This window comes from Streptomyces sp. NBC_01450, from assembly GCF_036227505.1.
GTDB lineage: Bacteria > Actinomycetota > Actinomycetes > Streptomycetales > Streptomycetaceae > Streptomyces.
The window spans coordinates 2,876,402-2,889,195 of sequence record NZ_CP109480.1; the positions used below are offsets into that span (position 1 = coordinate 2,876,402).

At 73.8% G+C, this 12,794-nt stretch carries 3 protein-coding genes; all 3 read left to right on the forward strand.

What is annotated here, in order from left to right:
- Positions 1-500: 500 nt before the first annotated feature.
- From OG568_RS13150 to OG568_RS13160, 3 genes are read left to right on the forward strand one after another with little or no spacing between them, the layout of a single operon-like run.
- Complete coding sequence (locus OG568_RS13150) at positions 501-7,934, forward strand: SDR family NAD(P)-dependent oxidoreductase (RefSeq protein WP_329531634.1); 7,434 nt, start codon at positions 501-503, stop codon at positions 7,932-7,934.
- A 5-nt stretch (positions 7,935-7,939) separates the two neighbouring features.
- Entirely contained in the window at positions 7,940-12,457 is a 4,518-nt protein-coding gene (locus OG568_RS13155) for a polyketide synthase (protein ID WP_329531635.1), read from the forward strand.
- A complete protein-coding gene (locus OG568_RS13160) occupies positions 12,447-12,794 on the forward strand; it encodes an acyl carrier protein (protein WP_266429249.1) in 348 nt (115 codons plus the stop codon). The genes OG568_RS13155 and OG568_RS13160 overlap by 11 nt, the downstream gene beginning before the upstream one ends.

Below are 12,794 nucleotides of genomic sequence, written 5' to 3' on the forward strand. Positions count from 1 at the left end.
GCTCCCGCGGCCGGGCCGTGTTGTTGAAACGAGCCAACTTACTGGCGAGTACGAATCGCGGCTATTCGCACCCAAGTGCCGAATCACACCCTTTTGCCCATCATGAATTTTGATTATGAAGAGGGGAACTAATAAAGGTTTCAATTTACAGCGAGGGAAACAGTTCGTTTCCGCAAGATCGAAGTGGACCCCATGTTCGACACTACGTCAGCAAGCATTGCCGCAGGCCGAATCAGGGGCGCGGAGCGCGCCGACCGACAGTGACCAGCCCCGACAACTCCCCACAGTCAGGCCTCTGTTGTCACACACACAGGGCTCCGAGGCGACTGTGTCAACCGTGTTACTTCCGGTAATGACAGCCTCCTTGAGAGTTTGACTTTCACGGGGATGCGCAATAAGCATGAGCGTGCTTCGCATCGGCTGTCGGCTCGTTGTGAAGCGCAAGCGCTCTCCGCTCTCCCCCACCGATGATCACCCTCGTGCGATTTTGGAGCGTTCGCGTGCCTGTGCCGAATTTCGATACTTCCGGCCCGTTTGCCGTAGAGGACATCGTCATCGCCCTGAACCCGTTCGCCGTCCCCTCGGCACGGGTCACCGCGGCCGCCGTACGGGCGGGCGGTCTCGGGGTACTCGACCTCACCGCGGGTGGGCGCCGGGCGGCGGCGGAACTCGCGCTGGCCGAGGAATGGTCGGCCGCCGGTTTCGGCGTACGGCTCCGCGACAACGATGCCTTTCCCGCGCGGGACCTTCCCACCTGTGTGCACACCGTCCTGCTGACCACCGACGCCTCCTGCACGCCCGCCGACTTCCCCAGCCACCGCGTACTCGTCGAGGTGACCGGCCGCGCACAGGCCTTACGGGCCGCCGCGGCCGGGGCGCACGGACTGGTCGCCCGGGGCCACGAGGCAGGCGGCCCCGTGGGCGAACTGAGCACCTTCGTACTGCTCCAACAGCTCCTTGCCGAAGACGAGTTGGACCTGCCCGTCTGGGCCTGCGGCGGCGCGGGCCCGCACACCGCGGCGGCCGTCGTCGCGGGCGGCGGCGCCGGTGTCGTCCTGGACACCCAGCTCGCCCTGCTCGCCGAGGCCGAGGCCGAACTCCCCGCCGGGACCGCGGCACTGCTCGTCGGACTCGACGGCTCCGAGACCACCGTGGAGGACGGCCGCCGAGTCCTACGGCGCAGGGGCGCCCCAGAGGGCACGCCGGCCCCCGAGATCGGTCAGGACGGCTTCCTCGCCGCCCGCTTCCAGGAGCGCTGGGGCACCGTCCACGCGGCGGTGCGGGGCGTACGGGACGCCGTCCTCGACTCGTTGAAGAGCGCGGGCCCCGGCCTCGACTCGTCGAAGAGCGCGGGCCCCTCCCGTGGCCGCGACGAAACGGGCATCCGCCCCTTCGGGAGCGAACTGCCCGTCGCCCAGGGGCCGATGACCCGGGTGAGTGACCAGGCCGCGTTCGCCGCCGAGGTCGGCGGCCACGGCGGACTGCCCTTCATCGCGCTCGCGCTCTCCGGCGCCGACCAGACCCGCGCCGTCCTGGAGCGGACCAGGGAAGCGCTCGGCGACGCGCCCTGGGGCGTCGGCGTCCTCGGCTTCGCCGCCGAGGAGATCAAAGCCGCCCAGCTGGAGGTCGTACGGGAGATCCGCCCGTCCCACGCGATCATCGCGGGCGGGCGTCCCGCGCAGGCCGCCGCGCTGGAGGAGGTGGGCATCTCCACCTTCCTGCACGTGCCGTCGCCGGGGCTGCTGAAGCAGTTCCTGGAGGCGGGCGCGCGCAAGTTCGTCTTCGAGGGCGCCGAGTGCGGCGGCCATGTAGGACCGAGAGGCAGCTTCCCGCTGTGGGAGGCACAGCTCGGCGTGCTCGACGACTTCCTGGCGGGCGCGAAGAACGGCACCGCGGGCGAACTCCGGCTGTTCTTCGCGGGCGGGGTGCACGACGAACGCTCCGCCGCCATGGTCACCGCGCTCACCGCGCCGCTGAGCGCCCGAGGTGCCGCCGTGGGCGTGCTGATGGGCACGGCGTACCTGTTCACCGAGGAGGCCGTGAGCGCGGGCGCGGTGCTGCCCCTGTTCCAGCGTCAGGTGATCGACGCCGAGCGCACCGACCTCCTGGAGACCGCGCCCGGACACGCCACCCGCTGTGTGCACAGCCCGTTCACCGACGAGTTCGCCGCCGTCAAGGAGGACCTCGCCGCCCGCGGGACACCCGGCCGCGAGGCCTGGGAACAGCTGGAGCAACTCAACGTGGGGCGGCTGCGGCTGGCCAGCAAGGGCATCGAGCGGGTCGACGACGTGCTGAGCGCGGTCGGCGAGGACAGACAGCTCGCCGAGGGCATGTTCATGGCCGGTGAGGTCGCCGTGCTGCGCTCCGCCGTCACCACCGTCGCCGCTCTGCACGCCTCGGTCACCACCGGCGCGGCCGGCTTCCTGGCGGCACGCCGGGAGGCCCTCGGCATCGGGGAAGGCGCCGCCGAACCCTCCCCCGAACCGCTGGACATCGCGATCGTCGGCATGGCCTGCATGTTCCCCGGCGCTCCCGACCTCGCCACCTTCTGGGCGAACGTGCTGGCGGGCGAGGACGCCGTCACCGAGGTGCCCGCGACCCGCTGGGACGCCGAGCTGTACCACGATCTGGAGGGCGCCGGGGAGAAGACCCCGTCCCGCTGGGGCGGCTTCCTCCCCGAGATCCCCTTCGAGCCGCTGCGGTACGGCATTCCGCCCGCCTCGCTGCCCGCGATCGAGCCGGTGCAGCTGCTGGCCCTGGAGGCGGCGCGCCGCGCCCTGGAGGACTCCGGCTACGGCAGCCGGTCCTTCGACCGGTCCCGCGCGTCGGTCGTGTTCGGCGCGGAGGCGGGCAGCGACCTCTCCAACGCGATGACCCTGCGCTCCGTCCTGCCCGCCTACCTGGGCAGCCTGCCGCCCGCGCTGGACGAGCAGCTGCCCCACCTCACGGAGGACTCCTTCCCGGGCGTCCTGGCCAACGTCATCGCGGGCCGGATCGCCAACCGCCTCGACCTCGGCGGCGCCAACTACACCGTGGACGCCGCCTGTGCCTCCTCCCTGACCGCCGTCGACGTGGCATGCAAGGAGCTGGTGAGCGGAACCAGCGACCTGGTGCTGTGCGGCGGGGCCGATCTGCACAACGGCATCAACGACTACCTGCTCTTCGCCTCCGCGCACGCCCTCTCGCCCTCGGGCCGCTCCGCTCCCTTCGACAGCGCCGCCGACGGCATCGCGCTCGGCGAGGGCGTCGGCTGTGTGGTCCTCAAGCGGCTCGCGGACGCCGAGCGGGACGGCGACCGGGTGTACGCGGTGATCAAGGGTGTCGGCAGCGCCAGCGACGGGCGGGCGCTCGGCCTGACCGCGCCCCGGCCCGAGGGCCAGTACAACGCGCTGACCAGGGCCTACCGCAACGCGGGCGTCTCGCCTGCCGAGGTGGGGCTCGTCGAGGCGCACGGCACCGGCACCGTCGTCGGCGACCGCACCGAACTCGGCTCCCTCACCCGGGTGTTCGAGGAGGCCGGGGCGCCGCCCGGGGCCTGCGCGCTCGGCTCGGTCAAGTCGCAGATCGGGCACACCAAGTGCGCGGCCGGACTCGCCGGACTGATCAAGACCTCGCTCGCCCTGCACACCGGCGTGAAGCCGCCGACCCTGCACCTCACCGAGCCGAACCCGGCGTGGGACGCGCAGAGCAGCCCCTTCGCCTTCCACACCGAGGCACGCCCCTGGTCCGCCGCCCCGGCCGAACGGGTCGCCGGGGTCAGCGCCTTCGGCTTCGGCGGCACCAACTTCCACGTCGTCCTGCGGGCCTACGAGGACGGGCCACCGCCGGTCACCTCGGCCCAGCAGTGGCCCGCCGAGCTCTTCACGTTCCGGGGCGCGGACCGGGCGGCGGCGGTACGGGCCGCCACCGAGCTGCTCGCCCTCGTGGAGGCGGAGTCCGGACCGTACGCACCGTGGCGGCTGCGGGACTTCGCGCTCGCCGCGTCCCGGCGGTCCGAGGCCGCCGGGACCCGGGGCGCCCGAAGCGCCCGGACCTGGATCGCCCTCGTCGCCGGGTCGACCGAGGAGCTGACGGCGCTGCTGCGCCGGGCTATCGCCGGTGAACACGCCCCGAAGGAGGGGCTGTTCACCGCCGACGACAACGGGACGGGCGACAGCGAGCCGGACGACATCGCGCTGCTCTTCCCCGGGCAGGGCAGCCAACGGCCCGGAATGTTCGCCGAACTCTTCGTCGCCTTCCCCGAACTCCAGCGCCACCTGCGACTCGACGAGACGACGGCCCGCGTCCTCTACCCGCCGACCGCCTTCGACGAGGCGGGCCGCAAGGAGCAGCAGGAGCGGATCACCGACACGACCGTCGCGCAGCCCGCGCTCGGTCTGACCGGACTCGCCGCGTTCCAGCTCCTGACCAGGGCCGGCGTACGCCCGGCGATGGCCGCGGGCCACAGCTACGGAGAACTGGCCGCGCTGGCCGCGGCGGGCGCCCTCACCCCCGACGCCCTGCTGCGCACCAGTCGTGAACGGGCCGCCGCCATCCTGCGCGCCACCGGCGAGGGCGATCCCGGCACCATGGCCGCCGTCTCCGCGGGCGAGCCGGAGGTCGCGGCGGCCCTGACGGCCGCGGGCCTGGCCGACTCGGTGGTGACGGCGAACCGCAACTCGCCCCGTCAGACGGTCATCTCGGGCCCCACCGAGGACGTTCTCACGGCCGTGGAACGGCTGCGCGCCCAGGGGCTCGCCGCACAGCGCATCCCGGTCGCCTGCGCGTTCCACAGCCCGCTGGTCGCGGCGGCCGGCGGGACCTTCGCCGAGGTGCTCGCCGGAGTTCCGTTCACGTCGACCGACTTCCCTGTCTGGTCGAACCGTACGGCCGCCCGTTACCCGCGGGACCCCGAAGCGGTCCGGGCCGAACTCGTTGCCCAGATCGGCTCACCCGTCCGCTTCGCCGACCAGATCGAGGCGATGTACGAGGCCGGGGCCCGGGTCTTCGTCGAGGCCGGGCCCGGCTCGGTGCTGACCCGGCTGGTGGGCACGGTCCTCGGCGACCGACCGCACCGCACGGTCGCCCTGGAGGACGGCCGACGTGCCGGGCGCACGGGTCTCGTCGGGTTCCTCGCGGCGCTCGCCCAACTGGCCGTCGCCGGTGTGGACATCAGGACCTCGTGGCTCTTCCAGGGCCGGGACGCGGTCCCCGCCGACGTCCGCGCCCCGCGTCCCAGACGCGCCGCCTGGACGGTCGACGGCCATCTGATCCGTACGGCGGACGGCGCGATCCCCGCCACCGCACTCCACCCCGCCGAGCGTGTACCGGAGGCCCTCGTGACCCACAGCAGCCCCGTCGGACCGGCGGCGGTCTCCGGATCCGAGGCCCTGATCAGCGAGTTCCTGCGGACGAGCCGGGAGATGATCGCGGCGCAGCGGGATGTGATGCTGGGGTATCTGGGAGCGGATCCGGGGGTACGTCCCCCCGCCCCCGCCCCGGTCACGTACGCCGACGCTCCGGTCACGGTGACCGCGCTGCCCGCCGCCGCGCCGGTCGCAGTGGCCGTACCGGCAGGTGGGTCGGTGCTGTCGGTCGTTCTCGAGGTGATCGGCGAGCGCACCGGCTACCCCGTCGACATGATCGAACCCGACCTCGACCTCGAAGCCGACCTCAGCGTCGACTCCATCAAACGCGCCGAAATCGCGGGCGAACTGGCGACCCGGCTCGGGCTGACCGCGACCGGCGACACCGACGTGGAGGAGCTGGCCAAGGCGCGTACCGCCGCGAGCATCGCCGCGCTGGTCGAGCGGGCGAGCGGAGCGAAGGCGACCCCGGCTCCCGCCGGTGCGGGTGCCGGAGCCTCCGTGAGCGCCGCGCCGACCGCCGAGTCCGTCCTCGCGCTCGTCCTCGACGTGATCGGCGAGCGCACCGGCTACCCCGTCGACATGATCGAACCCGACCTCGACCTCGAAGCCGACCTCAGCGTCGACTCCATCAAACGCGCCGAAATCGCGGGCGAACTGGCGACCCGGCTCGGGCTGACCGCGACCGGCGACACCGATGTGGAGGAACTGGCCAAGGCGCGTACCGCCGCCGCGATCACGGCGCTGGTCGAGCGGGCGAGCGGAGCGGAGGCGACCCCGGCTCCCGCCGGTGCGGGTGCCGGAGCCTCCGTGAGCGCCGCGCCGACCGCCGAGTCCGTCCTCGCGCTCGTCCTCGACGTGATCGGCGAGCGCACCGGCTACCCCGTCGACATGATCGAACCCGACCTCGACCTCGAAGCCGACCTCAGCGTCGACTCCATCAAACGCGCCGAAATCGCGGGCGAACTGGCGACCCGGCTCGGGCTGACCGCGACCGGCGACACCGACGTGGAGGAGCTGGCCAAGGCGCGTACCGCCGCGAGCATCGCCGCGCTGGTGGCGGGAGCCCGGGGCGAGGTGGCCGAGCCCGAGAGACCGGAGGCCGGCCCGGCCGGCCCCGAACCCGTAGTCGTGGCACCCCGGCGCCTCGTGATGCGGGAGTTCGACCTCGCCCCCGCCGACCCGGCGCCCACCAGCGACCTGCTGATCGGCCGCAGTTTCCTGTTGCTCGGCTCCGGACCGGTGGCCGAGGCGCTGACCGCACGCCTCACCGTGCACGGCGCCCACGCGCTGACCGCCGAAGAGCCCCCGGCCGACCGAGAGTTCGACGGGATCGTCCACCTCGTCGCACCGGACGCCCCGCCCGTGCTGCCGGACGTCTTCCCCGCCTATCAGCGGGTGCTGGCGGGCAACCCGCGCTGGGTGCTGGCCGCGGGCGCCTCCGCCGGTCTGCGCGGCTTCTTCCGCTCCCTCGCGCGGGAGTACCCCGACACGGTCGCCCGGGTCGTCGAGCACGCGCCCGGCACCGCGCCCGAGGACATCGCCGCGGAGCTCGTCGCCGAGCTCACCGCGCCCGACCGTGAGCCGGTCGTCCTGCGCTCCCCCGGCACACGGCGCGGACTGCGCATGGCCGAGGAGGGGCTCGGTCTGCTCGGCAGTACGGGTGCGGGCCCGGCCGGGGACGGGGCCGCCGAGGCCGCCGCGCTCGGCCTGGACTCCGATACGGTCGTCCTGCTGGTGGGCGGCGCCCGGGGGATCACCGCGCGGTTCGCCGCGACCCTGGCCGCCGCGAGCCGCTGCCGGATCGAACTGTTCGGCCGCACCGCCCTGCCCGGGGACGGGGAGGGGGAGGGGGAGGGGGAGGACCCCGCCCTCGCCGCCGCGGGCACCGCCGGTGAACTGCGGACCGCGCTCATCGCGGGCGGGTTGCGCGTCCCCGCCGAGATCGAGCGGGCGATCGGCCGGATCCAGGCCGAACGCGAGGTGCGAGCCACCTTGCGCGGACTCGTCGCGCTCGGCTCCGAGGTGCGCTACCGCACCGTGGACGCGCTGGACGGCGACACCGTGCGCCGGGCCGTGAAGGAGATCCACGCCGAGCACGGCCGACTCGACGGCGTCGTGTACGCGGCCGGTGTGATCGAGGACAAGCTGATCGCGGAGAAGAGCCCCCGGTCGTACGACCGGGTGTTCCGTACGAAGGTCGACGGCGCGCGCGAACTGCTGGACGCGCTGGGCGAGTTGCCGGACGGGGAAGGCCCCCGGTTCGCCGTGCTGTTCGGCAGCGTCGCCGCCGCTCTCGGCAACCGCGGCCAGTCCGACTACGCCGCCGCCAACGACGCCCTGGAGACCCTCGGCGCCCGCTGGGCGGACTCCGGCACCGGCCGCCGCGGCCTGACCGTCCACTGGGGTCCATGGGCACCGACCGGAGACGGCAACCACGGCATGGTCACCCCCGAGCTGATGCGGCACTACGCGGGCCGCGGCATCCAGCTCATCGACCCCGACGAGGGCACCATGAGCCTGCTGCGCGAGCTGGCCTGGGGGCCCGAGGGCGACACCGCCGTGGTCTACACGGCGTCGGGCTGGTGACCGGGATGACCGGCGCCCGCGCCGAACCGGTCGCCATCGTCGGCATGTCGGTGCTCTTCCCGGGCGCCCCCGACCTCGCCACGTACTGGCACAACCTGGTCTCCGGCGTCGACGCCATCACCGAGGTGCCGCCGGGCCGCTGGGACGCCGACGAGTACTACGCGCCCGGCGCCGAGCGCCGCGCCGACCGGGTCTACTGCCGGCGCGGCGGTTTCGTGGACGAACTGGCCGAGGTGGACGTCACCGAGTTCGGGATCATGCCCGCCGCGGTCCCGGCCACCGAGCCCGACCAGCTGATCGCGCTGCGGGTGGCCGCGGCCGCCCTGGCCGACGCGGGCGGCCCGGACCGGCTGCCCGCCGACCGGCACCGGGTCGGTGTGGTGCTCGGCCGGGGCGGCTATCTCACCCCCGGCCTGGTCCGGCTCGACCAGCGGGTACGGACCGCGAGCCAGCTCGTGCGCACCCTGGGCGAGCTGCTTCCGGACCTCGACGCCGGCCAACTCGAGGCGGTGCGCGAGGCGTTCACCGACCGGCTCGGGCCCGAGGCACCGGAGTCCTCGATCGGTCTTGTGCCCAACCTCGCCGCGTCCCGGCTGGCCGGCCGGCTCGACCTGCGCGGGCCCGCCTACACCGTGGACGCCGCCTGCGCCTCCTCGCTCATCGCCGTCGACCACGCCGTGCGCGAGCTCGGCAGCGGGCGCTGTGACGTGATGCTGGCGGGCGGGGTGCACCACTGCCACGACATCACCTTCTGGAGTGTGTTCAGCCAGCTCGGCGCGCTCTCCCCGAGCGAGCGCATCCGGCCGTTCGACCGGGGCGCGGACGGGGTGCTGATCGGTGAGGGCACCGGTGTCGTCGTCCTCAAGCGGCTCGCCGACGCCGAGCGGGACGGCGACCGGATCTATGCCGCGATCACCGGCACCGGCGTCGCCTCCGACGGACGGACGACCAGTCTGATGGCGCCCGATTCCGGCGGCCAGGTCCGTGCGGTCCGCCAGGCCTGGGAGGCCGCCGGGCTCGACCCGGCCGCCCCCGGCTCGATCGGGCTCCTGGAGGCGCACGGCACCGCCACCCCGGCGGGCGACGGCACCGAACTCACCACGCTCGCCGAGGTGTTCGGGCCGCCGCCGACGGACCCGTCCGGGGACGCGCCGGCCGCCGTCATCGGCTCGGTGAAGTCGATGATCGGGCACACCATGCCCGCGGCGGGCGTCGCCGGGCTGATCAAGGCCGCGCTCGCCGTCCACCACGGGGTGCTCCCGCCGACCCTGCACTGCGACGACCCGCACCCGGCGCTCGCCCGCACCCGTTTCACCCCCATCGCCGCCGCCCTCCCCTGGCGGACCGACGACCGGCAGCCGGTGCGCCGGGCCGCCGTCAACGCCTTCGGGTTCGGCGGCATCAACGCCCACGTGGTACTCGAAGAGGTCACGGTCGCGCGGCGGGCGGCCGAGGTGTACGAGCCGGAGCCGGTGCTGCGGCTGACCGCGCCGACACCCGAGGCGATGGCCGCGCTCCTTGACCGCTCCGACTCCGAGATCCTCGCCTCAGGTCTCGACGAACGCGCCCCCGCCGCCGATCCGGTGCGGCTCGCCGTCGTCGGGCCGACGGCCAAGCGGCTGGCGCTGGCCCGCAAGGCGGTCGCCAAGGGGAAGGGGTGGCGGGGCCGGGGCGACGTGTGGTTCGTGCCGCGTCCGCTGCTGGGGCCCGGCGGCGGCCGGCTCGCGTTCGTCTTCCCGGGCCTGGAGGCCGAGTTCGCGCCCAACTCCGGAGACATCGCACGGCACTTCCGGCTGCCCTGGTCGCGCGCCGTCACCGACGCCACCGTGGGTGACGTGGGCCGGCAGGGCACCGGCGTCTTCGAGCTCGGCCGGCTCCTCGACACCGCGCTGCGGCGGCTCGGCGTCGTCCCGGACGCGCTCGCCGGACACAGCCTCGGCGAGTGGACCGCGATGGCCGCCGCGGGGATCCACTCCCCGGAGGAGATCGACGCCTTCCTCGCCGGATTCGACCCCGACGCGCTGAGCGTCCCCGGGCTGGCCTTCGCCGCGATCGGCGCCCCCGCCGAGGTGGTGCTGACCGAACTGGACAGCCGCGGGGACGTGGTCCTCTCCCACGACAACGCGCCCAACCAGTCGATGATCTGCGGCCCCGAGCCCGCCGTCGCCGCGCTGGTCGAGGTGTTCAGGGCCCGGGCGGTGATCTCGCAGATCCTGCCGTTCCGCTCCGGCTTCCACACTCCGATGCTGGAGCCCTACCTCGGCCCGATCAGAAAGGCCGCCGAGGCCTACACCCTGCATCCGGCCGCGCTGCCCCTGTGGTCCGCGACGACCGTCGCCCCCTACCCGGACGAACCGGCGGCGATCCGTGAGCTGTTCATCCGCCATCTGCTGGAGCCGGTCCGCTTCCGGCCCCTGGTGGAGACGATGTACGCGGCGGGCTTCCGCGCGTTCGTCCAGCTCGGCGCGGGACAGCTCGGCTCGCTCATCGGCGACACCCTGCACGGCCGGGACCACCTCGTGGTCCCCGCCCACTCCCCGCACCGCTCGGGCCTCCCCCAACTCCACCGCGTGGCGAGCGCGTTGTGGGCGGACGGGGCCACGCCTGACCTCGCCCCACTGCTGGGCGGGGCACAGGCCGCCGCACCGGCCCGTACGGGACGCCGTCCGGGCCGGCCGGTCCGGCTGGACCTCGGCGGCGCGAACGTGTCCCTGGACGCGGAGACCCGCGACCGGGTGAGCGCCGCGCTGTCCCGGCCGCGGCACACCGCGCCGCACGATGCGGGCGCCCTGGACCAACAGGGCCCGCTGGGAGCGGAGTTGTCGGCGCTGCTGCGGGACGCGACGGTGTTCGCCTCGGACGTGGTGGCGGCGGGGCGACACGGACGCGGGGCCCCGCGCGACGGCCGCGCGCCGGCCCCTCGTACGGCCGCGCCCCCCACACCCGCCGCACCCGGGCCCCGCCCCCTCCAGCCCCTCGAAACCGCCCTCCACGTCTCCGTCGACACCATGCCCTACCTCCTGGACCACTGCTTCTTCCGGCAGCCCGCCCAGGCCGACCCCGCCGACCGCTGGCCCGTGGTCCCGGGCACCACCGTGATCGCCCACCTCATGGAGTTCGCCGAACGGGCGGCGCCCGGTCGGCGCGCGGTGGCCGTCCACGACGTACGGCTGCACCAGTGGATCACCGCCACTCCGGCCGTCGACATCCCCGTACGGATCGTCCCCGAGGGCCCGGACCGGGTCACCGCCTCGCTCGGCCCGTACGCCCGGGCCGTGGTCGAACTCGCCCCGGATCAGACGCGGTTCACGCCTCCCGCGCCCTGGACCTTTCCCGCCACGCTGGAGGAGAGGCCCGAGCTGACCGCGGCGGAGTTGTACTCGCGCCGCTGGATGTTCCACGGCCCGCGCTTCCAGGGCCTGTGCGAACTGACCGCGGTCGGCGACCGGCACGTACGCGGGGTGCTCGTCACCCCGCCCGCGCCGGGCGCCCTGCTGGACAACGTGGGACAGCTCCTCGGCTACTGGATCATGGCCCGGCAGCCGGTGCGGACGACGGTGTTCCCGGTCGGCATGAAGGAGATCCGCTTCCACGGCCCGCACCCCGCGCCCGGCGAGCGCCTGGAATGCCTGATCCGGATCACCTCCGTCACCGACGCCACGCTCGAAGCGGACATGCAGCTGGTCCATCGCGGGCGGGTGTGGGCGGAGTTCAGCGGCTGGCAGGACCGCAGGTTCGACAGCAATCCGCGCATCCGCGAGGTGGACCGGGAGCCCGAGCGGTACACGCTGTCCCGGATGCAGCCCGGCGGCTGGGCGCTGGTCCACGAGGAGTGGCCCGATCTGGCCACCCGCGAGCTGATCATGCGCAACATCCTGGCGGGCGAGGAACGCGAACGGTACGCGGCGCACGCCCCGCGCGGCCGACGGCAGTGGCTGCTCGGCCGGATCGCCGCCAAGGACGCCGTACGCAACGTGCTGTGGGACGCCGGGGCGGGCCCCGTCTACCCGGCCGAGGTCAGGGTCGGCAACGACCCGGCCGGCCGGCCCTTCGTGACCGGCGGCTACGGCAGGACCCTGCCCGCGCTGCACGTCTCCCTCGCCCACCGCGGCGAGACGGCCGTGGCGATGGCCAGGACCGAGGGTCCCTGCGGCATCGACATCGAGGAGGTCACCGACCGGCCCGAGGGCACCCTCGCCGTGGCCCTCACCACCGCCGAACGCGAGCTGCTCACCTCACTCGCCCACCGGCCGCGAGGAGCCCCCGAACGGCTCTGGTTCACCCGTTTCTGGGCCGCCAAGGAAGCCGTCGCGAAGGCGCGCGGCACCGGACTGGGCGGCGAGCCGAAGCGGTTCGAGATCACCGCGGCCGACGGCGAGAGGCTGACCGTCCGTGCCGCGGGCGAGGAGTACCGCGTGCGGCACCGCGCGCTGACCACCCCCCGGCCGTCCGCGGGGCCCGCCAAGGAGTACGTCGTGGCCTGGACGGCAGTCAACGATCAGGAGAACGAAGATGACCACTGAACTCGACCGCCCCGCGGGCCAGTCGGACAGAGCACAGACCTCGGCGCCCGACGCGGCGACCGCGCTCGCGGACATCTCGGCCATCCTGCGCACCGTGCTGGAGGAGTACGGGCTCGACGACTGCGAGATCACCCTCGACACGTCCTTCCACGACGACCTGGAGCTGGAGAGCATCGACCTGGTCACCCTCTCAGCCCAGTTGCGCGAGTTCTACGGCGAGCGGGTCAACTTCGCCGCGTTCATAGCCGACCGCGGGCTGGAGGAGATCATCGCGCTCACCGTCGGCGATCTCGTCGGCTACGTCGTGGACTCACTGGCCGTCGCGGAGGTGGCCTGA

Coding starts and splice junctions, on each gene's coding strand:
- OG568_RS13155 (WP_329531635.1), top strand. CDS start 7,940: ATGACCGGCGCCCGCGCCGAACCGGTCGCCATCGTCGGCATGTCGGTG.
- OG568_RS13160 (WP_266429249.1), top strand. CDS start 12,447: ATGACCACTGAACTCGACCGCCCCGCGGGCCAGTCGGACAGAGCACAG.